General features: G+C 64.0%; 19 protein-coding genes. 8 read left to right on the top strand and 11 right to left on the bottom strand.

Annotation, left to right across the window (positions count from 1 at the left end; all coding sequences use genetic code 11):
* The first annotated feature begins 73 nt into the window (after nucleotides 1–73).
* Together NGM29_RS07640 and NGM29_RS07635 are read left to right on the top strand one after the other, a co-directional pair.
* Nucleotides 74–421, top strand: a complete 348-nt coding sequence (locus NGM29_RS07640; protein ID WP_254159866.1) for a hypothetical protein — start codon at nucleotides 74–76, stop codon at nucleotides 419–421.
* Between the two features lie 81 nt (nucleotides 422–502).
* Nucleotides 503–1,927 carry a putative sodium/potassium/calcium exchanger gene (locus NGM29_RS07635; RefSeq protein WP_254159865.1) on the top strand — a complete coding sequence of 475 codons (1,425 nt, stop codon included), beginning with the start codon at nucleotides 503–505 and terminating at the stop codon, nucleotides 1,925–1,927.
* An 11-nt stretch (nucleotides 1,928–1,938) separates the two neighbouring features.
* On the opposite strand, the gene NGM29_RS07630 is transcribed toward NGM29_RS07635, so the two are convergent.
* Nucleotides 1,939–2,910 carry a beta-ribofuranosylaminobenzene 5'-phosphate synthase family protein gene (locus tag NGM29_RS07630; protein WP_254159864.1) on the bottom strand — a complete coding sequence of 324 codons (972 nt, stop codon included), beginning with the start codon at nucleotides 2,908–2,910 and terminating at the stop codon, nucleotides 1,939–1,941.
* Nucleotides 2,911–3,253: 343 nt separating this feature from the next.
* Between NGM29_RS07630 and NGM29_RS07625 the strand changes: the two genes are divergently transcribed.
* On the top strand, nucleotides 3,254–3,808 hold the full coding sequence (locus NGM29_RS07625) for a glycosyltransferase (protein ID WP_254159863.1): 555 nt from the start codon (nucleotides 3,254–3,256) through the stop codon (nucleotides 3,806–3,808).
* A 144-nt stretch (nucleotides 3,809–3,952) separates the two neighbouring features.
* Here NGM29_RS07625 and NGM29_RS07620 read toward each other — a convergent pair whose 3' ends face one another.
* Nucleotides 3,953–4,390 carry a hypothetical protein gene (locus NGM29_RS07620; protein ID WP_254159862.1) on the bottom strand — a complete coding sequence of 146 codons (438 nt, stop codon included), beginning with the start codon at nucleotides 4,388–4,390 and terminating at the stop codon, nucleotides 3,953–3,955.
* Between the two features lie 164 nt (nucleotides 4,391–4,554).
* On the bottom strand, nucleotides 4,555–6,498 hold the full coding sequence (locus tag NGM29_RS07615) for a beta-CASP ribonuclease aCPSF1 (RefSeq protein ID WP_254159860.1): 1,944 nt from the start codon (nucleotides 6,496–6,498) through the stop codon (nucleotides 4,555–4,557).
* A 398-nt stretch (nucleotides 6,499–6,896) separates the two neighbouring features.
* Here NGM29_RS07615 and NGM29_RS07610 point away from each other — a divergent pair, with 398 nt between their 5' ends.
* Nucleotides 6,897–7,376 (top strand): DUF7984 family protein, encoded by a 480-nt coding sequence (locus NGM29_RS07610; protein ID WP_254160503.1) that lies wholly within the window; start codon nucleotides 6,897–6,899, stop codon nucleotides 7,374–7,376.
* Nucleotides 7,377–7,492: 116 nt separating this feature from the next.
* On the opposite strand, the gene NGM29_RS07605 is transcribed toward NGM29_RS07610, so the two are convergent.
* Entirely contained in the window at nucleotides 7,493–8,077 is a 585-nt protein-coding gene (locus tag NGM29_RS07605; protein ID WP_254159859.1) for a hypothetical protein, read from the bottom strand.
* A gap of 148 nt (nucleotides 8,078–8,225) precedes the next feature.
* On the opposite strand from NGM29_RS07605, the gene nucS reads away from it, so the two are divergent.
* Nucleotides 8,226–8,987, top strand: a complete 762-nt coding sequence (gene nucS, locus NGM29_RS07600; protein WP_254159858.1) for an endonuclease NucS — start codon at nucleotides 8,226–8,228, stop codon at nucleotides 8,985–8,987.
* A 269-nt stretch (nucleotides 8,988–9,256) separates the two neighbouring features.
* Here nucS and NGM29_RS07595 read toward each other — a convergent pair whose 3' ends face one another.
* A complete protein-coding gene (locus NGM29_RS07595) occupies nucleotides 9,257–9,544 on the bottom strand; it encodes a hypothetical protein (protein ID WP_254159857.1) in 288 nt (95 codons plus the stop codon).
* A 397-nt stretch (nucleotides 9,545–9,941) separates the two neighbouring features.
* On the opposite strand from NGM29_RS07595, the gene NGM29_RS07590 reads away from it, so the two are divergent.
* On the top strand, nucleotides 9,942–10,088 hold the full coding sequence (locus tag NGM29_RS07590) for a hypothetical protein (protein ID WP_254159856.1): 147 nt from the start codon (nucleotides 9,942–9,944) through the stop codon (nucleotides 10,086–10,088).
* 149 nt (nucleotides 10,089–10,237) lie between these two features.
* Here NGM29_RS07590 and thrS read toward each other — a convergent pair whose 3' ends face one another.
* Complete coding sequence (gene thrS, locus NGM29_RS07585; protein WP_254159855.1) at nucleotides 10,238–12,196, bottom strand: threonine--tRNA ligase; 1,959 nt, start codon at nucleotides 12,194–12,196, stop codon at nucleotides 10,238–10,240.
* Nucleotides 12,197–12,573: 377 nt separating this feature from the next.
* Here thrS and mutS point away from each other — a divergent pair, with 377 nt between their 5' ends.
* Nucleotides 12,574–15,255, top strand: coding sequence for a DNA mismatch repair protein MutS (gene mutS, locus NGM29_RS07580; protein WP_254159854.1), 2,682 nt, complete (start codon nucleotides 12,574–12,576; stop codon nucleotides 15,253–15,255).
* Nucleotides 15,256–15,340: 85 nt separating this feature from the next.
* Here mutS and NGM29_RS07575 read toward each other — a convergent pair whose 3' ends face one another.
* From NGM29_RS07575 to NGM29_RS07555, 5 genes are all read right to left on the bottom strand, one after another.
* The gene (locus tag NGM29_RS07575; protein WP_254159852.1) at nucleotides 15,341–17,122 is read right to left on the bottom strand and encodes a PAS domain S-box protein; all 1,782 of its coding nucleotides are present in this window, start codon (nucleotides 17,120–17,122) and stop codon (nucleotides 15,341–15,343) included.
* A 110-nt stretch (nucleotides 17,123–17,232) separates the two neighbouring features.
* On the bottom strand, nucleotides 17,233–18,084 hold the full coding sequence (locus NGM29_RS07570) for an ABC transporter permease subunit (RefSeq protein ID WP_254159851.1): 852 nt from the start codon (nucleotides 18,082–18,084) through the stop codon (nucleotides 17,233–17,235).
* The gene (locus NGM29_RS07565) at nucleotides 18,081–19,001 is read right to left on the bottom strand and encodes an ABC transporter ATP-binding protein (protein WP_254160502.1); all 921 of its coding nucleotides are present in this window, start codon (nucleotides 18,999–19,001) and stop codon (nucleotides 18,081–18,083) included. Before NGM29_RS07565 ends, NGM29_RS07570 begins: the two co-directional genes overlap by 4 nt.
* Before the next feature lie 209 nt (nucleotides 19,002–19,210).
* A complete protein-coding gene (locus NGM29_RS07560) occupies nucleotides 19,211–20,134 on the bottom strand; it encodes an ArsR/SmtB family transcription factor (protein WP_254159850.1) in 924 nt (307 codons plus the stop codon).
* Between the two features lie 134 nt (nucleotides 20,135–20,268).
* Nucleotides 20,269–21,507 carry an Nramp family divalent metal transporter gene (locus NGM29_RS07555; protein ID WP_254159849.1) on the bottom strand — a complete coding sequence of 413 codons (1,239 nt, stop codon included), beginning with the start codon at nucleotides 21,505–21,507 and terminating at the stop codon, nucleotides 20,269–20,271.
* Nucleotides 21,508–21,718: 211 nt separating this feature from the next.
* Between NGM29_RS07555 and NGM29_RS07550 the strand changes: the two genes are divergently transcribed.
* Nucleotides 21,719–22,606 carry a dihydrodipicolinate synthase family protein gene (locus NGM29_RS07550; protein WP_254159848.1) on the top strand — a complete coding sequence of 296 codons (888 nt, stop codon included), beginning with the start codon at nucleotides 21,719–21,721 and terminating at the stop codon, nucleotides 22,604–22,606.
* Nucleotides 22,607–22,608 lie beyond the last annotated feature (2 nt).

Raw genomic sequence — 22,608 nt, 5'->3', positions numbered from 1 at the left:
AGCGGTGAGTCGACCGCTGAAACGGTTCGAACTACTAAGTTGCAATCGAACGATTTCGAATTTAGTTACTAGTATGGTCGAGGTGGACGTGCAATTTTTGGGCGGTGTCGCTGTAACGGTCTTTCTGGCGCTATTGTTTTTCACGGTCGTCGTCCTCTGGGACCTCTCGCTCGCCCTCCGTAGCGTCGGTGACAAAGTCGACAAACTCGAGGACACGCTGGACGACGGGTTGACCGACGTCGGGCACAACCTCGAGGGGTTCTCCCACAGTTCTGGCGGTGGGACCCAGCTGCATCTGAGTAGTGGGACGATCAGTTCGGGGCCGACGCAGGGTCCGGCCCAGCAGGGACAGCAGCCTCACCAGCCCCAGCAGCCTCAGCAGGCGCCACACCAGACACCGTCGGGCCAGGCGCACGCATAACCCCAGCCCGCACACGAGGAACAGGCCGAACAGGCGGGACCGACGTCCGAGGTCGAACAGGGTGGAGCGGACGACTCTGCGGTGGACGACTCAGCGGCGGTCGACGAGGCGATGGCCGACGAATCGGCTACCCAAACGACCGAACCGGAGGATGCCGATCCAGGCGAGTCGAACGACGACGGTGACGAGTCGGCTGAAACGGAACGTGAGGATAACGAGCAGGAGGATACCGCGAGCGACGCTGATGGCGACGACGAACTCGACGACGCCGAGGACGCGCAATCCGAACCCGACGACGCACTGCTCGCACGCAACCGCGGGAGGTTCATCACGTCCCCAGATCGAACGGCGTGGTACGCTACCCCGCTCGACCGAGATGCGATCGCCGACGCCAGGTACCCCCAGATCGCCGGCGAACTCGAGAGTGCCCCGGAACCGAGCGCCGAGGGCTCGAGTTCGGATGACGATGGTGAGGGCTCGAGCTCAGACAGCGAGGATGACGACTCGGATTCGGACGACGGCGACGAGCAGAGGGCAACGGACGAAGGAGATGACGACGCGGAGACAGCGAACGCCGACGAATCCACCGTCTACGCTGCCCCACCAGCGAACAGTCCCGATTCTCCCGAAGCCGTCCGACAGTCGACGGTGGACGGCTCCGACGGGGCCGGACTCGAGGCGTCCTCCGATGCCAACGGCGACGTCGAACCCGACCACCTCGACACGGCGACCGCCAGCGATTCGGACCCGACTCCAGAAGCCGATGCCGATGGAGGCGAATTTACCTTCTCGGAAGAGGTCACCGGCGATACCGATGCCAAGAACGAACGACGAGATGGTGACGGAGACGACGACGAGGAGGGCGCAGATGTCGACACCGCCGATTCCGACGCCACGGATTCCGACGCCGCGTTCCAGACTGAACGAGACTCGTCCCTCGAGACGCCCGCTCATCGAGAATCGGGCGATCTGGACGAAGCGAGCGACGACGGGGGTATCGAGGTTGTGGGTGACGGCCCAAACGACCTGGACGAATTGAACGGTGCGGACGAACCGGACGAAACAGAGGATTCGGACGCACCGGACGACGCGGCCGCCGCATTCGATCCGTTCGATCCCGCCGATCACGTCGACACCGTCGAGGACGACATCGAGGAGATTCCGGTCGACCGCGCACTCAAGACGCTCAACGAGGAGAAACCGGACCTCTCGCTGAGCAGTCACGGCTTCGAGGTGTCCGCCGAGGAGACCGACGACGGGGCCGTGTTGACCTACACGTTCGACCCCAAAACGGTGTCCATTACGGGGTCGACGAAGCGCTTGCTCACCTATCAGCTCCAGAGCTTCGCGGACCAGGAGTCGACGCCGGACGGCGACGTGCCGATCGACGGCCAGCGGATCGTCATCGACGTGCCGGACGCCGACGGCGCGGCAATCCAGCGCTGGGGACAGGGTGCCGTCAGCATCATCGACCGAACGCTCTACCTGTCGGACAACGGAAACTGAGCGCTCTCTCTTTATCGCCCTCGAGTCGCGCCCCCGGCCGCCGCCCGCGAGACGAGAACTCGTCCCTCGACGCTCGCTTCCTCGAGTGCGTCCCTCGCCGCGGCGACGGCCTCGTCGGCGTGTCGGTCGTCGGTGACGCCGTAGACGGTTGGCCCCCAGGACGATTGCCCGACGCCGGTGACGACCGGACTCGAGGTCAGCGCGTTGACGAGTTCGCCCGCAGGTGGGCGAAAGACGCCACCCTGGACGTCGGCGTACCAGGCACCGTTCTTGTGGCCGATGGTCGATATCGCCTCGCCGAAGGCCTCGAGTCGGCCTTCCGCGGCCGCCGGGAGCAGTTTTCGCGTGAGGACGCCCGCGATGTCGTCGGCGATTCCCGGGTCGGCGTGTTCGATGACCGAGCGGAGGCTGGCGTCCTCGTCCTCGCCGCAACGGCCGGGTTCGACGTCCGGGACGACGACCAGAAACCGCCAGGAGTCAGGGAGGTCGTGTCTGGCGACGACGGGCGGGACCGTCCAGTCGCCCTCGGCCGGCGGCTCGGTGGTGAACCGGCCCGTCGGGTGGCCCGCGTCAACGACGAACCCGCCGTCCTCGAACGTCGCGACGCCGATCCCACTTCGGCCGGCCCGCCCGAGAGCCGGCGCCAGGTCGCGAATCGACGGCTCGAGGTCGTACGCTCCTGCCGTCGCCGCCAGGACAGTGAGGGCGAGTTGCGTCCCGCTCCCCAGCCCGACGTGGCGCGGGAGTCGTTCGTCGAGGGCGATGCGAACGCCGGGAACGGCTAACCGCTCGACCGCCCGCCGGGAGTACTGCTCGGCGAGTGGGTCCTCGACGCGGACGGCGTCCGCGGGTTCGGCCGCGACCGTTACGCGAGGCTCCTCGAGGCCGACCCCGATGCCGCCGTAGAGGCGCTCTCGGGCCAGCGAGAGGTTCTGGAAGCCGAAGTGCAGGCGGGCGCCTGCGCTGACGGTCACGCTCGGCATTGCTGGTCCTACGAAACGCCCGGAAAAGGGGGTTACGACGGTGGCAACGGTCGCCGACGATCCCCTCCGTCGTTTCGAATCCATAATCGCGGTCTCGAGGGACGAAGCACCTTGATTTTTGTCCTCGAAACGACAGTCCAGTACATGGTCAGCGCCTCGGTCGTCGTGCCGGCGAAAGCCGAAGGAGCCCGACTCGAGGCGACGCTCGACTCGCTGTCGGCCCAGCGTTTCGATGGCGACCTCGAGGTGATCGTCGTCACGAGCGGGGCGGAGACGATTGCCGTCGCTCGCGGGCACGCCGTCGTCAATTGCGTACTTCGCGACGAGTCCGGGAGTCGATCCGATGAGTCCGGGAACGAACCCGAAAAAAACGGCCTCAGGACCGGCCCGGGCACGAAACCGCGGCGCGAAGCAGGCATCCGGCGACGTGCTCTGTTTCACCGACGCCGACACCGTCGTTCCGCCGACGTGGGTGCGCGATCACTGCCGTCACTACTCGGTGGCGACGAAATCCACCGTAGTGGGCGTCGGCGGACCGCTCGAGCCACTCGAGCCCGGTCTTCGCCACCGCGTCTGCTTTCGACTCCTCTCGGACTGGTGGGACCGACTCAGCTGGCCGCTGGGGTTCGTCCAGCAGCCTGGGCCCAACTGTAGCGTGCGTCGGACGGCCTTCGAACGGGTAGGCGGCTTCGACGAGTCGCTCCCGTTTCTCGAGGACACAGATCTCTCCCTGCGCCTCCGTCGAGAGGGCGAGGTAGTCTACGACCGGGAGTGTGCGGTCAGGACGTCCGTCCGCCGACAGGAGCGGGAGGGGTACGGGCGTCTCTTCCTGACCTACGCTCGCGGTTATCTGGCGTATCTGCTACCCGGTCGGTCACCGTCAGCGACGTACTTCTAGCGCGTGGCTCGCACTCTCGAGAGCGCGGAATGCTGACGTCGACCGGCTTGACCATCGGGTCGAGAAACGAAGGCCGGAACCCGTACCAACGGCAACGGGAACTCGAAGTGGTTCGAGTCCGTCCACTCTCGACCATTACTCCCGTCACTCCCCGTTGTGCTCGTCACTCTCGTTGAAGGTACAAAACAGGTCGGACGAGCGATCGATCGAGTCACACGGTTCGACCCTGAAGCGGAGATCCGGTTCGAACGGGTGACCGAATTCGAGACCGACGACGGCACAGTTTCCGTCGACTTCGTCCGCTACGTCGACGGACTGCCACTCGCCCGCCGCTCGTGCTTCGACGGTGAACGACTTCGCCTCGGCCGACCATCGACACTCGACGCTCTCGTGACTGGCGAGAACGTACCCGTCTCCTCGTTCGGCCGCGTCGAGTTCTATCTCTGTTGTCAGAATCTCTGAATCCCCATCCAGAACGCGGGCCTCGAGCTGTTTCGGTTCCTCGGCGTGATTTATGCCGACGACCCCGGCCAGTTCGACGGTGTCATCGAAATCGGAAAGACAGCCGCTGAAGCCTGCCACCGCACCTGCTGCGGTTGCCGAGAGATATCGCCGACATTCTATACGCCAGAATATAATTGGAATTATAAACAATATCGAACATCGCAGACGACGGGGTCGACAGTACCGGGATCGATTTGTTCTATCCGCAGCGAGTGGTGCGAGTGCCGTTCGAGGGCGCCGACTCAGAGGAACCGGAACGTCTCGAGGTTCTTCGGCGCGAACGTCCGCATGTTGAACTCGTGGTAGAGCGCCGAGGAGAGGTCCTGGACGGAGCGTTCGTCGCCGTGGACGCAGAGTACTTTCTCGGGTCGGGGGTTCATCGTCCGGACGAAGTTCTCGAGGCCGGCGCGGTCGGCGTGGCCGGAGAAGCCGTCGACCGTTTCGACGTCCATGTTGAGTTTGAGGGTGCCGCGGCCGTTCCCGTTTCCGTTTCGGTTCATACTCCCGACCTCGCTCGTCGGAATCTCGTCCCAGCCGTTCTGGATGCGCCGCCCGAGCGTTCCCTGGGCCTGGTAGCCGACGAAGACGAGCGTCGAGTCGGGATCGGGACCGACGTGGGAGAGCCAGGACATGATCGGGCCGCCGGTGACCATCCCGGACGTCGAGAGGACGATACAGGGGCCGCCGTCGGCGACGTCCTGTCGCTCCTCCTCACCGCCGTCGATGTGGTTGAACTCGTCGGCGAGGAACGGGTTCTCGTCCTCGTGGAAGATCCGATCTCGGAGGTCGTCGCGCAGGTACTCCGGATAGGTGGTGTGGATCGCCGTCGCCTCCCATATCATCCCGTCCAGATGGACCGGCATCGAGGGGATTTCGCCCTCGCGCATGGCCTCCTCGATGACGAGCATGATCTCCTGGGAGCGACCGACGGCGAACGCCGGGATGAGCACCTTGCCGCCCTCTTCGGCCGTCTCCCTGATGACTTTCTTGAGTTTCTCCTCGGAGTCGGCCTGGTCGGTCTGGTAGTCGTTTCGCCCGCCGTAGGTCGACTCGAGGACGAGCGTCTCCACGCGCGGGAAGTCGTTGGTCGCGCCGTTGAACAGGCGCGTGTCCTTGTAGTGGATGTCCCCGGAGAACGCGACGTTGTAGAGGCCGTCACCGATGTGGAAGTGCGAGACGGCGGAGCCGAGAATGTGGCCCGCGTTGTGGAACGTGAGTTTGACGTCCGGCGCGATGTCCGTGACGTCGCCGTACTCGAGCGGAATGCAGTGTTTGATCGCCTCGCGGACCTGTTCGGACTCGTACGGTGGAGTTCGCCCCTCCTTGGCCGCGACGTCGAGGTAGTCGAGCGTCAGCAGGCCCATGAGGTCGCGCGTCGGTTCCGTACAGTAGATCGGGCCGTCGTAGCCGTACTTGAACAGGAGCGGGAGTAGAGCGGAGTGGTCGAGGTGGGCGTGGGTGAGCACCACGGCGTCGATCGTCTGAGCGCCCGCGCCGAGTGCTTCGGGGACGTGGAGGTACGGCACCTCGCCTTCGGCACCGGGTTTGTCGCCGCAATCGATCAGAATCCGGGTTTCGGGCGTCGAGAGGATGAACGAAGCGCGTCCGACCTCTCGGCAACAACCGAGAGTCGTGATGCGAACCCACTCGTCGTCGGACATCTCCTCGCGGTGGATCTGTCGACCGACGCGCTCTAAGATGTCCCGACGATCGCTTCGTTCCTGTTTGAGGAAGTTGCGAACGTTCGAGACGGTCGAAGATTCGATCGGCGGCGTGCGGACGACTTCGGGCGTCCAGCCGACCTGTTTCGTGATCTCTCGAAGCGTCGAACCGTGGCGACCGATCACCATGCCGGGCTTGCCGGCTTCGATGACCACCTCGCCCGTGTCGGCGTGGAAGTCCAGATCCGTCACGCCCGCCTCCTCCGGGATCACGCTCATGATCTCCGCTCGAGCGGTCTCGGGCGGGGAGAGGACGTCCGGGTCTGGTCGGATCGTGATGCGCTTGCGAAGCTTGCTCGCGAGCTTTCGCACGAGGTCGCCCTGGCGGGCGAACTTCTTCGGATCGCGCGTGTAGACCACCAGTTCGGGGCCTTCGTATTTCACCGAGGAGACCGAGATGTCGTTCGGTAACTCGCTCGTGATCTCTGCTTTCAAATCGTCGAGTTGCTGCTCTACAGTACTCATAGTCGCCAGAGGTGGCTTGCGTGAACTCGTCGCCGGGCAGGTGCCGTCACGGCGAGGACACGGAACCAGGTGCGGGTGACCGGTCGATCGCTGTCCACCCACACGAATCGACGAAGCCGGTTCGAAGCCGTCGGGTGAACTGGCCACGTCGATTCCGGTTCGGATACGAATGGTCCACCGTATCGGATCATCGTCTCGAGTGTCCGGTGTTGTGCTGTGACGAACACGCTCCCAGGTCGGTTAGCCTGGTTCGTGCGGGAAGATTCCAGGAAGAACCCGCTTATCGGAGCCTATCCGGTGCGTAGTATAAAAGTCTTCGCAACCCGGGCGGTTCGGTCTGTCGACACGACTGCCCGAACACCCACGACGCTCGAGTCCGTAGGGCCGGCATGGACACGCTGACGCTGACGCCCGAGCGCGTCGTTGCCGAGCGCGACTGGGTACGAGACCGCGCGGAGACCGTCGTCTCGCTCATCAATGCCGTTCGAGACGAGTTTAGCGACCTCTTCGACACCGACGTCGAGCCGGTCACCGAGGCGCAGTACCTCGAGGCGGTCGACGACGTCTTCGCCGACGGCGACCTCGCGGTCAACGTCGCCGGCATGATCGCCGTCCTCAGAGAACTCGACGTCGAGGGCGACTATCCGGGATTCGTCGTCGACGAAATCGTCGGCCGAGAACTCGCGGGCGCGATCGCCGGCACGCAACCGCTCCGGACGCTCGGGGAGGCCACGTTCCACTACGCGGACGTTCACCACCATGGAAGCGACGAGAACGCCGGCGTCGATGACCTCGAGGCGGCGCTCGCAGCTGGGTTCCAGGAGCGACTACCGGGTTGGCCGTGGGTGGAGCGCGAGAGTCCGTTCAGCGTGCGATAGGTGCCGTACAGCGTCCGAAGGGCGCGTATAATCTATGAGGGGTGTTATGACGTACTACTGGTGCGTTCGTCGTACGATACGCCCGCTCTACGGCGACAGACTCGGTCGGAACGGAATTAGGACGAGTTCTCTTGTTGGTCTTGCTGGTCTTGCTGACCCTGTTGACCTTGCTGTGCCTGCTGGCTCTGCACCTCCGCGAACCGACCGCCAGGCAAGAGCGCGCTGACGGCGTCGTCCTCGAGCGTGGCGACGAGCGGGTCGTCGTCTCCATCGAGCAGGAGCAGCCCGTACTCGCCGATGCTGCCGGCGACGGAGAGGCCGTCGGCGTCGGCGGCGTACGATTCGAAGTCTGTGACGGCTTCGATCGTGAGTTCCAGCTGCCGTTGTTGCAACTGGGCCTGGGCTTCCTGCTGGCTGATCTCGTCGTCCTGTATTTTCGTCCCGAGTTCCTGCTGGAGGCTAGCGAGTTCGGCCTGCCCCTCCTCGCTCGGCTCGACGACCGCAGCGATGCCGTCTTCGGGGTCGATCGTCGGCTCCTTGTTCGAGTACTCGGTGTCGTTCGAGTCGCCGGTGTCGTTCGTCTCGTTGCCGTCCGCCGGCGAGTCGTCCTGGGAGCGAAGCTGACTGCAACCAGCAAGCGAGGCGAGACCGGCTACGCCGGTCGCCTGGAGGACCCGTCGTCGATTGGGGGCAGCATCCATCGTGCATTAGTTTCGAGGCCTGGCCGCCAATAAGCCTTGGCTATCGCGTGACGGAGCCCCGTTCCGGGCGGTTTTTACTCGTTCGAGTCCTGCATCGACACGTGCGCTCTCCCCGTCGAAAGCACCTGCCCGAGCCACCGACCCTGCCATGACGACCGACAGCGACTCCCACTCCGTGACGCGACGATTCCCCGTCACCAGCCTCGAGTCACCCTCCCTCGCGACCGCTCGAGACGCCGTCCAGCGGGGTCTTGAGGAAGAGGCGCTCGTGACCGTCTTCGGGCGCTGTACGGTCGACTACGAGGGTCGGGCGGCCAGCCGACTCGAGGCTGGCGACCGTCACGTCATGCTCAAGCCCGACGGCGCCGCGCTGGTCCACACGGCGGAGGGCCAACAGCCAGTCAACTGGCAACCACCCGGGTGTGAGCACGCCGTCCGGGTCGCAGACGGTGCGCTCGTCCTCCACAGCACGCGTTCGACGCCCGCGGAGGAACTCGTCGTCACCGTCGAGGACGTCCTCCAGGTGTCGACGTTCGCGATGTCCGACCCCGACTCGGTCGCCGTCGTCGGCACCGAGGCCGACCTCCGTGATCGCATCCTCGAGGACCCCGCCCTGCTCGAGCCCGGGTTCACGCCGCTGGCGACCGAACGCGAGACGCCCGCCGGGGCCGTGGACATCTACGGGAAGGACGACGCGGGCCGTACAGTGGTCGTCGAACTCAAGCGGCGGCGCGTCGGCCCGGACGCCGTCGGACAGCTCCGCCGGTACGTCGACGCCCTCTCCCACGACCTCCACACCGAGGCCGAATTGCGGGGTATCCTCGTCGCGCCCTCGGTGACCGACCGGGCAAGGCGACTTCTCGAGCAGCACGACCTCGAGTTCGTCGCGCTCGAGCCGACGGCGGACTGATTCGGTTTCACTGATAGCGAAACCGATTCTCTGGTGCAACTCTCTCCTTCGGAGACGGTTTTGCGTGGAAGACACGCGCAGTACCCGCCGGGTAGGTAACGGGCCAGCACTCGATTGTACGAATCTGATATAAACCCCATGCTGAATACAAGAGAACGAATGCAGTAGCGGCGAGTCGTTTTGTTCACCCGAAATCGATTGGATCAGTCGTTATAGAGACGTACGAACAGACCGGTTGGCGGTACATCGATATCCAGACGCATCCGTGATTAGTCGTCAGTATTACACTCGAACGTTCTCCATATACTGAGTTCGGACTCGCTGCCCTCTCGACCGGGGTTTCCGATATGAATCATCAACTCGGCGCACTCGTGATCGTATTCACGGAGGTCGAGGGTCTGGCGACCTTCACGAGATTGGTCACTCCGCCAGGTGTGTATCGAATACGCACCCGGTTCGGTTGGATACCCCTCGAAGACTCCCGCTCCCCACCCACCATCTCCCCATTCAGTTGACCCCTCGTCGGCGGAGGGGACGTCTATTGCGTCGTCGTACACCGTCTCGTTGTCTTCGGCTATTCCACGTGGATCGTATGTGCCTCGTGATCGAAATTGACAACTTTGAGCTCTTCCAATCGGGTCTCTTCCGTCGAACTATTGCGTCCGAAACAACCAGCGATCACCAACGGGAGACCCGTGCCCATCAACTGGAGGGTTCGTCGACGTGTATGAGGGCTCATCCGAAAAAATATTCAACCCAAACACATATATTTTCCTGGTAGTTGGAGGTAACACGATTCCATCGTTCAGGGCTGGTCGCAAAACGCGTGTTCAATACTGTATGGTATGGACCGCTCTCTTACTGAACCATCGACTCACTATCCGACTGTATGCATTCCAATTCGAGAACGAAAACCCGAAGATTGGTACTGTCTCTGATGAAGGTCCAACTATAATGTCCGAACCAGGCGGAAAGCAAAATGGTCTCAAGGTGTCGATACTCGGACTCCACTTCACCCTCATTGGACTCGCCGCCGAAGCCGCGTTCCCGCTCTTTTTGCTGGGAATCGCGGTCTCGTTATTCGGATTGACGATCGATTGACCTCGAATCCACTGCCCAGTCCTTCTTTTGTACAGGTCGGTCACTCTCTGCGTAATTGCCTCACATCTCGAGGCACATTCGCGCTTAAATTGGCGCGGTCACAGAGACCTGTACGTTATCACTGATTCCAACCAAACCACTGATCCCTGTCAGTCGGCCAGGAAGTCCGGCGCCGACCGTTTCTCGTCGCGCTCGGCCTCGAGGTGTCCCTGGAACTCGTCGATCTCGACGTCGTACTCCTGGTCCTCGAAGCGGTCACGGACCGAGATGGTCCCGGCTTCTTCCTCGTTGTCGCCGACGATGATCTGGTAGGGAACGCGGTCGTCGTGGGCCGCCCGGATCTTGCGCTCGAGGGTGCTGTCCCGGTGGTCGACCTCCGTGCGGAAGTCGCCGAACTCGTTGGCGACGCGGTGGGCGTACCCGAGGTTGTCGTCGGAGATGGGGAGCACGCGCACCTGCTCGGGAGCGAGCCAGAACGGGAAGTTCCCCTCGTAGTGCTCGATGAGCATCATGAAGAAGCGCTCGTAGCTGCCGTAGAGCGCCCGGTGAATCATGACTGGCTCGTGGGCCTCGTTGTCCTCGCCGACGTAGTCGAGGTCGAAGCGGTCAGGCATGTTGAAGTCCAGCTGGACCGTCGGGCCGTCCCAGTGGCGACCGATGGCGTCCTCGAAGGCGTAGTCGATCTTCGGGCCGTAGAACGCGCCGTCGCCGGCCTCGAGGTCGTAGTCCACGTTTCGCTTCTCGAGGACCGACTCGAGCTGGGCCTCCGCTTTATCCCAGATCTCGTCGCTGCCGACGCTCTTCTCGGGACGCGTCGCGAGCGCGACCTCGTACTCGAGGTCGAACGTCGAGAGCACCTCGTCGATGACGTCCATGATGGCCTCGACCTCGCGTTCGATCTGGTCGGGACGGACGAAGAGGTGGCCGTCGTCGATCGTGAACGCCCAGACCCGCGAGAGGCCGGAGAGTTCGCCGCGCTGTTCTTTGCGGTAGACCTTCCCGTTCTCGGCGTATCTAATGGGGAGGTCGCGGTAACTCCAGGAGTGGTCCTGGAAGATGGCGGCGTGGCCAGGACAGTTCATCGGCTTCAGGCCGAACTCGTCGTCGCCCACGTCGAAAATGAACATGTCGTCCTCGTAGTTCTCGTAGTGGCCGGACTTGTGCCAGAGGTCCGTCTTGAACACGTGGGGCGTCTCGACGTAGTCGTAGCCCGCGTCTTCGTTCAGGTCCTCAACGAAGCCCTCGAGTTCCCGCAGGATCGTCTTCCCCGGCGGGTGATAGAGGGGGAGTCCGGGACCCGTGACGTCCTGGATCGAGAACAGGTCCATCTCGTTGCCGATCTTGCGGTGGTCGCGCTCTTTGGCCTCCTCGCGGCGCTCGAGGTAGTCCTCTAGATCGGACTCTTCCTCGAATGCCGTCCCGTAGATCCGGGTCTGCATCGGATTTTCCTCGTCGCCGCGCCAGTAGGCGCCCGCGATCTCGAGCAGTTTGACGACGCCGATCTCGCCCGTCGACTCGAGGTGTGGGCCGGCACAGAGGTCCTCCCACTCCCCCTGGTTGTAGAAGGTGACCTGTTCGCCCTCCTCGGCCAATTCGTCGAGCAACTCGAGTTTGTAGGGTTCGTCCGCCAGGCGCTCCTCCGCCTCTGCGACCGAGACCTCCTCGCGCTCGATGTCGTAGTCGGCCTCGATGATGTCCTCGATCTCGGCCTCGAGTGCCGAGAAGTCGCTCTCGTCGACCTCGAGGTCGTCGAAGTCGTAGTAGAAGCCCTCCTCCGTCGGCGGGCCGATGGCGAGTTTCACGTCGTCGAAGTGGCGCTCGACGGCCTGGGCCAGACAGTGGGCCGCGGAATGACGGAGCACGTCGAGGTACTCGTCGGACTGGTCGGTGACGATTTCGAGTCGCGCCTCGTCGTAGACGGGGGCCTCTTTGGCGACGAGTTCGCCGTCGAGTTTGCCGGCGACCGTGTCGCGGCCGAGTCCGGGGCCAATCTCGTAGGCGCAGTCCTGGACGGTGGCGTCGGGGGCGACCTCGAGTTCGGAGCCGTCGGGAAGGACGACGTTGATCGATTGCGGTGCGGATTCGGATTCGGGTTCGGGTTCTGACATTGGTGGGTTGTGGGTGGTGGGTGAGTTCGGTGTTGTGGTAGCTGTGAGTGTCGCTATCGAGTGACTACAGACAGGTGGTATCCTCGCTCGAGTCGCTCGGGCGGGATGTCGGGACGCTGGTACGCGTGACCGCGTCCGTACTCGTACCGCCGGGCGTCGCACCGAGCGTCGTGCGTACCGCTCGCTGAGGCGTTCGTGTCGACACAACGAGCGGTAGGTGGGAATTAGAAACGGGCGGACGGCCCTGTAAAGTAGACACCTACCATCGTACCTCAGGGTATCCCCGAACGGAATAAAAACGTTTTGATGGTGTGTGGGTCGCTCGACCCCCTCCTCAACCCGGAGGACTTTACTCGTCGGAACACGCTCGAGCCAGTATGACCGAGGCGACGGGGATCGTCGGCGAGTTTCTCTCTCTGAAAGCCGACACCGACGCGGACGTGCTGGCAATGCAGTGTGGCGACTTCTACGAGTTCTTCGGCGACGACGCCGAACTCGTCGGCGAGGAACTCGAGCTCAAGGTGACCTCCAAATCGTCCCAGGGCCAGTCCTATCCGATGGCGGGCGTGCCGCTGGCCGACCTCACCCCGTACCTCAAGGCGCTCGTCGAGCGCGGCTACCGCGTCGCCGTCGCCGACCAGTACGAGACCGACGACGGCCACGCCCGCGAGATCGTTCGCGTGGTGACGCCGGGCACGTTCGTCGAGACGAGCGACGCCGACGCACAGTACCTCGCGGCGGTGGTCGCGGACCAGGGCTCGGGGTCGGGCTCCGGCCCGAGTTCCGGCGACGAAACCGCATACGGCCTCGCCTTCGCAGACGTCACGACGGGCCGATTCCTCGTCGCCGGTGCCGAAGACGTCGACGAGGCGATGACCGAACTCTACCGCTTCGCCCCCGTCGAAGTCCTGCCCGGTCCCGACGTTCGGACCGACGACAACTTCCTCGCACAGCTCCGCGAGCGCCTCGAGGCACGCCTCACCCTCCACGAGACGGAGGCGTTCGCCCCGAAGCGTGCCACCCACCGGGTTCGCGACCATTTCGGGAGCGAAACGGTCGATCGCCTCGACCTCCCCGAATCCGCGCTCGCCGCCGCGGGCGCCGTCCTCGCCTACGTCGAGGAGACCGGCGCGGGCGTGCTCGCGTCGATGACCCGCCTCCAGACCCACCGTGGGGACGACCACGTCACCCTCGACGTGACCACCCAGCGCAACCTCGAGCTGACCGAGACCATGCACGGGGACCGCGACGGCTCTCTGTTCGCGACCATCGACCACACGAAGACCAGCGCCGGGGGGCGATTGCTCAAGGAGTGGCTCCAGCGTCCCCGGCGCTCGCTCGAGGTGCTCGAGGAGCGCCAGGCAAGCGTCGGCGCCCTCGCCACTGCCGCGCTCGCCCGGGACGAACTGCAGGACGTGCTCGGTGGGGCCTACGACCTCGAGCGCCTGGCCTCGCGGGCGACTCACGGGAGCGCAGACGCGCGGGACCTTCTCGCGGTGCGGGACACCCTCGCGCTGGTTCCCCGGGTGGTCGAGGTCGTCGAATCGACGTCCGACCTGGCTGACTCGCCGCTGTCGACCGTCGTGAATCGGGTCGACCGCGAACGGGCCGCCGACCTTCGCGAGACCCTGGCGGACGCGCTGGCCGAGGAGCCACCATCGACGGTGCGCCAGGGCGGCATGCTGAAGAAGGGCTACGACGACGACCTCGACGATCTCATCGAGCGCCACGACGAACTCGAGCAGTGGCTCGACACGCTCGCCGACCGCGAAAAGCGCCAGCACGGACTCAGCCACGTCACCGTCGACCGAAACAAGACCGACGGCTACTACATCCAAGTCGGGCGCTCGGCGGCCGACGGTGTCCCGGACCACTACGAGGAGATCAAGCAACTCAAGAACTCCAAGCGGTTCACGACCGACGAACTCGAGGACAAAGAACGCGAAATCCTCAGAATCGAGGAACAGCGTGGCGACCTCGAGTACGAGTTGTTCCGGGGGCTACGCCAGAACGTCGCCGAGCGGGCCGCCCTCCTCCAGGACGTCGGACGTACCCTCGCGACGGTCGACGCACTCTCGAGTCTGGCGAGTCACGCCGCCGAGAACAGATGGGTTCGTCCCGCTCTCCACCGGGAGCAGGACCTCGAGATCACCCAGGGTCGCCACCCCGTCGTCGAGCAGACGACCGAGTTCGTCCCGAACGACGTCGCGATGGACTCCGACCGCGGCTTTCTGGTGGTGACCGGCCCCAACATGTCCGGCAAATCGACGTACATGCGCCAGGTCGCCTGCATCGTCCTGCTGGCCCAGATCGGCAGTTTCGTCCCCGCCCGCGAGGCCGAGGTCGGTCTGGTCGACGGCATCTTCACCCGCGTCGGCGCCCTCGACGAACTGGCCCAGGGGCGCTCGACGTTCATGGTCGAGATGAGCGAACTCTCGAACATCCTGCACGCGGCGACCGACGAGTCGCTCGTCATCCTGGACGAAGTGGGGCGGGGGACCGCCACCTACGACGGCATCTCCATCGCCTGGGCGGCCACCGAGTACCTCCACAACGAGATCCGGGCGAAGACGCTCTTCGCAACCCACTACCACGAACTGACGGGACTGGCCGACCACCTGCCCCGCGTGGCAAACGTCCACGTCGCGGCAGACGAGCGCGACGGAGACGTGACTTTCCTGCGAACCGTTCGCGACGGCCCGACCGACCGCTCCTACGGAATTCACGTCGCGGACCTCGCGGGCGTTCCCGCCCCCGTCGTCGACCGTGCCCGCGACGTCCTCGAGCGCCTACGCGAGGAGAAGGCCATCGAAGCGAAGGGTGGGGGTTCGAGCGAGCCCGTCCAGACGGTGTTCGACGTCTCGGGCGGGAGTTTTCGTGGGCCGGCGAACGCCGATGGCGGCGACCCGGAGTCAGCCGCAAAAGCTGAGCCAGCAACCGACCCCGACGCCGCGGCCGTCCTCGAGGCCCTCGAATCGCTCGACGTGAACAGCACGCCGCCCGTCGAGCTGATGGCGACGGTCCAGGAGTGGAAACGACGGCTCGAGAACGAGGAGTGAGCACGGGCCGACACGGGGGCAGTACACCTCGTGCGTTCGGCCGGTTCAGTAGTCTCAGGTGACGGTACGATACGACTCGATCGCTCTAGCACGTCTCGACGTTCGAAACGTCGATACGAACGCCACCGGCCGACGATTCGACGAACTGTCGCTCCCATCCGTGCAGGTCGACGATGCGGTCGACGATCGACAGACCGTACCCGGTCCCGTCCGTTGACGTCGAGTACCCCGACTCGAAAACACTCTCTCGTTCCCCGTCAGGGATCCCACGGCCGTCGTCCGCGACGTAGAACCCGTTCTCGACCCCGCCAACCGTCACGGTAACCGCATCGCCGCCGTGCTCGACCGCGTTACGGAAGAGGTTCTCGAGGAGCTGTCGAAGCTGCTGTCGGTTCGCTCGCACTGCAGGCGCCGAGTCGGCGTCGAGTATCGCGGCCTCTGTCCGCACCGTAGCCCAGCAGGCCTCGGCGAGATCGGTCAGGTCGACCACTTCGAGATCCACGGCCGCGTCGCCCTCGTGAGCGAGTGTGAGTAAATCGTCGACCAGGGCGTTCATGCGCTCGAGTGCGGCGTCCAGATCGGTCAGGTGGTCGCTCTCACAGTCCTCCTCGAGCAACTCGAGTCGGCCCTGGGCTACCTGTAACGGGTTGCGGAGGTCGTGTGAGACGACGCTGGCGAACCGGTCCAATCGTTCGTTCTGCCGGAGCAGTTCGCGCTCTCTGGTCTTCTGATCCGAGATGTCCCGATCCATCGCGACGAATCGGTCTTTTCCATCCAGATCCAGTCGGATCAAGTGGACTTCGACGGGAAACGTCGTCCCGTCTCGGCGCTGGAGTTCCGCCTCGAACCGGCGGGGGTCGTTCGTCGGTAATCCCGACCAGAAGGCCTGGGCCCGATCGGGTTCAATAGTCGTGTCGACCTCCCAGACCGGCAGGCCGACGAGGTCGGTCGCTGCGTATCCCAGCGCTTTGGCGAATCGGTCGTTCACGTCACGAATCCTGCCCTCGGCGTCGTGGACCGCGATCATGTCCGGCGAATTTTCGAATAGCGCCTCGAGCCGGGCGCGACTCGAGCGAAGCTGGTCTTCGCGGCGTTTCTGTGCTGTAATGTTTCGGACGAACCCGACGATTCGACCGGGTTCACCGGTCGAATCGAGGATGGGCTTGCTGTCGGCTCGAACCCAGCGCTGTTCATCGTCGACCACGACCCGGTACTCGATCGTCTTGGAACTCCCCTCGGAGACGGTCTGCATCACCTCCCGAACGCAGTCTCGGTCGTCGGGGTGAATCCGCTCGAGAAATCGTTTCGGGTCGGCCTCGAGCGCCTCGATCGAGTCCCCCCAGAGGTCCTCGTAGGCGGAGTTGACGAAGAGGAGGTCGGTCCAGTCTGCGGAAAACATGTAGAGGACGTCGTCGGCTTTCGCCGCGATTTGTGTGAGTTTCGTCTGCGATTCTCTGGTCGCTCGCTTCGCACGAGACTGCTCGACGGCGTTTCGAATGCGGTTCGCTAGCACGGTGTACTGACTCGTTCCGCGCTCTTTTTGCAGGTAGTCCGTGACACCGGCGGAAATGGCGTCGCTGGCGATCTCCTCGCTCCCTTTCCCCGTGTAGAGGATGAAGGGGAGCTCCGGGTGGTCGCGTCGGAGCTGCTCGAGGAATTCGATTCCGTTCGTGTGGGGCATGTCGTAGTCGGAGACCACGCAATCGATTCGCGACTCCGCGAGCAACTGGAGTCCGTCCGGTGGGTTCGACGCGGTAACGACGTCGAACTGTGGGTCGGTTCGTTCTAGAAACGTCGACGCTAGATCGGTAAAGTGCGGGTCGTCGTCGACGTGAAGAACCGAAATCACCGCTGACGAATCGTTCATAGCAGAAGACACAAACTGCGAGGATATAGGTGCAAGGGCCGAACGAGTGGAGCGAGCGGCGAGTCGATATCGGCTCAAGGCGTGGGCCGATCGACCAGATTCGAGCCCGGTCAGAGGTCCGTTCCGTCGAATCGATAGTAACCGATCGCCAGCGGCACGACTACCCAGAACGCGAGCACGACGAACCCGACCGTCGGCGTCGCGTAGGCCGCATCGAAGCCGGCGGCCTGGGTCTGGGCGTTGGCCTCGTCGGCGACCCCCGGCAGCAGCGCGACGAGCGCCGAGAAGTACGCCGCAGAGGGCGGTATCTGGGTCGCAATGAACATCCAGTCGGGCATCTGCTGGGGGAGCGAGAAGCCGTTCGCGACGTAGACGAGCGCCAGCGGCACCACGTCCCAGGCCAGTTCGAACACGACGAAGAAGCCGAGCGCGAGCGTCGTCGCCCGCGACGTCGACGACGTGGTCGCCGAGAGGCCGACGACGATCGCCGCGTAGACGCCGGCGAAGACCACTGCGGCCAGCACGAACGTCACCAGCGGAACGATCTCGACCGTTCCGAGCAGCAGGGAGCCGAATCCGAGTCCGATGAGCAATCCGACGCCGAGCGTGGCCGCGATTACGGCGGCCCGGCCGATCACCTTGCCGAGGAACACGTCTCGCCGGGTGACAGGAAGCGCGAGCAGGAGCTTGATACTGCCCAGTTCGCGCTCCCCGGCGACGGACTTGTAACAGACGACGATCGCCGCCAGCGCGACGAACAGGCTGGTGATCCCCGCCAGGAAGAACACCAGCCCGCCGAACGAGACGTCGCCGGCCGCCCCGAACGCCTCGGGGAGTTCGACGTAGGCGTACGTCGTCAGCAGCGAGAACAGCACGAACGCGGCGAGCAGGGCCCACAGCGCCCGCGACTGCACGGCGTCCTGGAAGTCCTTCCTGGCGACGGCGGCCCACCTCGCAGTCATGTTCGCACCTCCTGATCCTCGGTCGTGTACCGCACGAACAGATCCTCGAGCGAGGACTCGTCGACGGAGAAGTCCCCGACGTCTGCGCCGCCGTCGTCGAGCGTGTTCAGCACGTCAAACTTCGACCCGCCGGACAGGATCACCCGGAGCCGGCCCTCCTCGAGCGCGACGTCGGTGACGCCCTCGAGACCAGCGACGGTCTCGAGAAGCGCGTCGTCGACGCCCGAGACCGAAATCGACAGCGTCGTCGCCGTTTCGGTCGCGTCGCGCAACCCCTCCACGGTGTCGACCGCGACCAGTCGGCCGCGGTTGATGATAGCGACGCGGTCGCAGATCGCTTCGACCTGCTCCATGATGTGACTCGAGAAGAAGATCGTCGTCCCGCGCTCGTTCTCCCGCCGGATGATCTCGCGCATTTCGCGGGCACCGTTGGGGTCGAGGCCGGTGGAGGGTTCGTCGAGGATCAACAGATCGGGATCGCCGACGAGCGCCATGGCGAGCACGAGTCGCTGGCGCATTCCCTTCGAGTAGCCGCCCGCCTTGCGGTCGGCCGCCTCGGCGATCCCCACGCGCTCGAGCAGGGCGTCGACGTCTTCGTCGACCGCCTTCAACTCGACGACGAAATCGAGATGCCGGCGGCCCGTCAGGCGGTCGTAGACGTGGTAGCCGTCGGGCAAGACGCCGGTCCGCTGGCGGACGGCGAGACTCTCGTCCTGTGCGTCGTGACCGAGTACCGTCGCGGTGCCGCCGGTTGGTCGCGTGAAGTCGAGCAGGATGTCGATGGTCGTCGACTTGCCGGCTCCGTTCGGGCCCAGGAAGCCGAAGATTTCGCCCTCCTCGATTGTCAGATCGAAGTCGTCGACGGCTAGGACGTCGCCGAAGCGTTTCGTCAGTCCGTCGAGTTCGATCGCGGCCACGCTAGCGACCTCCGCCGAACGGCAGTCGCCAGTCACGATCGCATGTAATAGCGCTCATCACGTACGCCTTCGCTCGAGACGTGAAAAGTATTGTTGTATTTCTTATATATTGACAACGATGCTACTCAAATACGTTTGAGCAAGCGTGAGCGCAGGTTTCACCAACGTTGTGGCGCATTTTCGATCCTCATGTTCGAATCAATTTTTGCTTATTTGTTCGATTCCGGACTAATCTCCGGGGGTTCTGCAACTGGCGTAACCTCGAGGTCGTCGCCCATCTCGAGGACGAGCGTCTCGTCACCACACGAGAGTTCGAATCGGGCCTCGAGCGGGGAGATGGAACGAACGTCGGTCGTCCAGTCGTCCCCGGTGAAGTACCCGAATAGTTCCCAGAGCGGCGTTTCGGGGATCGAAATCCTCTGTCGCCAGAGGAACTCGATGGCCGCGGGGTGGAGCGCAACCAGCACTTCCACCGGAATATTGTACACCATTCGACACTCGTCACAGGTGCTCACGACCGTGTGAAACACCAGTCCGTCACGGTCGTGTGAGTCCACAGCGGCGTCGGCAGGGGCGTAACACTCCGGACAGACGCCACCCTGCACCGCGACGGCCGCGCTCCAGATGCGGTAACCGAAACTCTCGGCGATTTCGGACGGCGATCGGTGTGCCGCCTGACTGCGCGGAAAGGCATCGGCCAAGAGCGTCGAGTCACACGCCGTACACCGGACGACGAAACGTTCGTCGCTCGAATCCGCGACGAGTGTAGACTTGCGACAGAACGGACACAGGCCGGCGACGTCGACGGCCTCGAACGTCGGCGTGCTCTCGTAGAGGCCCGATCTGATGGTTCGAACGATCTTTTCGCCGGTGTACGTTAGCCGATACCCGTCGGGTGTCTCCTCGAGGAACTGCCCGACGAGGTGCTTGAGGTGGTAGGAGAACTGGGACGTGCTGTCGACGTCGACCGCGTCGTACAGGTCGGTAAACGACATGACGTGCCCGTTCTCCTGTACCTCCCACTCGCGGTCGGCCAGCGCGAACAGGATCTCGAGGCGGTGATCGTTTCCGAGCGCGTCAATGGCGTCACTGACCACCGGATCGATGTGGCCGTCTTCGTCCGTTGAATTCATGGCGGTATCGTTGGTGGTCACCACCTATACAAGCATTCGTACGGAACGTGAACGATAGCGGTCACTGACAGTTCGAGGCAACCCGTTCGCGGGTGAAAACAGGTCGTGAGTGATCGATCCTGGTCGACAGTGGGTTAGAGGAACGTGATCACTTCGCGCAGGTAGTTGAGGACGATACCGATGATCGCGAGGTAGCCGACGATCCCGAGGACGTTGACGATCAACCCGTTTGTGTACGGGCCCATAAACACCTCGTCGTTCGCGATGCCGAGAATCAGGAAGCCGAGGATCGGGAACGCGATCACGGCAACCGCCTGCGCGATCCGAAGGAGTTGGATCGGGTCTTCCTGGTACACGATCACGACGGCGAGGCCGAAGAGAACGGCAAGAGTCGCCCACGTCTTGACGGGTCGGCCGTCCATCGTCGGATCCTGACCGAACCCGTCGGCGAGAAGCGTCGCCCCGAGGATTGCGTTGACGACCAGCGAGGAGAGCGCGGCGAAGAAGAAGCCGAGCGTAAAGAGGTAGAACGCGCCCGAACCGGCGACGGGCTCGAGCTGGGAGGCCATGCCGACGGCATCGAAGACTGGATCGGTCTCGCCGTGAATAACGCTCGCGCTCGTCAGCATAATGACCGTCACGATGAGTCCGAGGACGGCGATACCGAGAATGCTATCCGACCCCTTCTCGGCGAGCTGGTCCGGGCCCCACTCTTTCTCCCGGACGAGATACGTCTGGTAGGCCGCGGCAGCGATCGAGAACGTCGTTGCCGCCATTCCGAGCGCGAGGAAGAGCGCGTCGACGTTCGGGACCGACGGGATCAGACCGCCAGCAGCAGCGGGAACGTCGAACCCGACGATGGCGAGCGTCCCGACGAACGCGACGAGCATGATCCCGACGACGAGTTTGATGAGGAGTTCGATCTTGTCGTACAGGTTCGGCAACCAGATGAAACCGATCGCCGCGAGGGAGAACACGGCGGCCCAGAGCCTGACGTCGTAGCCGACTAACGCGTTCGTCGCGAATCCGATGCCCGCGTTGTTCCCGGCTTGAAACGCGAGAATAGCGAGGAAGCCGAAGACACCGCCAACCGTCGCGAGGCCATTCCCGTACTTCTCTCGGGCGGTCTCGAGGAGCGTTTCCCCGGTGGCGAGGCCGATCCGTGCGGCCATCCACGTGTACGTGATCATGAATACCGTCGCAGTTATCGGCACCCACAGTAGCTGGTAGCCGTAGAGGCTCCCGGCGATCGTACTCAGCGCGATACTGCCCGGTCCGACGACGACGGCCGCCAGGATGAGCGCGGGACCGATGGCCGTGATCCGATTCCAGAGAGATCGACTCGATGCAGGTTCTGTGTTGGTTGCAACCATACCGCAAAACCACATTCAGGAAATAAATAGATACTGGCGATTCGAACAGACATCACTGAGAACGATTCCGAAGGAGACGCTGAAAAAGGTTGAATCACCGTTCTACAGAACCATCCCACGGGACCATCGATCGACGTACCTGTTTCGAGGATCACGAACCCAGTCGAATTCCCGTCGATACCCTTTTGCATCCGCTCAGAAACAACCATACATGACTTTCCAGCAGGCGCTCGAGGGCGTCACGTGTCCCATCGTGACGCCGTTCGACGAATCGGGATCGGTCGACGAGGAATCGCTGGGTTCGCTCATCGACGCGCTCCTCGAGGGCGGCATTGACGGGCTCTTTCCCTGCGGGACGACCGGCGAGTTCGCGAGCCTCTCGCCCGACGAACAGCGTCGGGTCGTCGAGGTCACAGTGGAGCGAGCAAACGGCGAGGTACCGGTGCTCGCTGGCGCCGCCGCGACGAGCGTCGCCCAGACGGTCGACTACGCCGAAGCGGCCGCCGAGGTCGGCGCCGACATCGCGGTGGTCGTTCCGCCGTACTTTCACACAGCGAACGATCCGGCCGGTGATCGACAGTTCTTCGAGGCGGTGGCCGACGAGTCGCCGCTCCCACTCGTCCTCTACAACATTCCCTCGTGTACGGGCCAGCCCATCGCTCTCGAGACGCTCAAGGCGGTCGCCGGTCACGAGAACGTCGTCGGCCTGAAGGACTCGAGCGGCGACTTCGAGTACTTCCTGGCGGCGATACGCCGGACGCCCGAGGAATTTCTGTGTCTCCAGGGATTCGACACGCTGCTCGTCCCCTCCCTCCGCATGGGCGCCGACGGCGGCGTGAACGCGCTCTCGAACGTCGCCCCGGAGGCGTACACCGAGGTGCTCGAGACCGCCGAAACCGAGCGCGGGGAGGCCCTGCAGACGGCGATTTCGGGACTGTTCGAGGCGTGTGGAACCTACGGATTCGCTCCCGCGACCAAAGCCGCCCTCGGCCACCGCGGGTGGCTCCCGTCCGACGGGGTTCGTCCGCCGCTCGTCACCGTTCCCGAGGCGGGACGAGAGACGATCACCGACCGTACCGACGCGCTGCTCGAGGCCTGAGC

It is taken from the genome of Natronosalvus rutilus (genome assembly GCF_024204665.1).
GTDB lineage: Archaea > Halobacteriota > Halobacteria > Halobacteriales > Natrialbaceae > Natronosalvus > Natronosalvus rutilus.
Note: the sequence above shows the minus strand (reverse complement) of the source record. Positions and strands in the feature narration are given on the sequence as shown.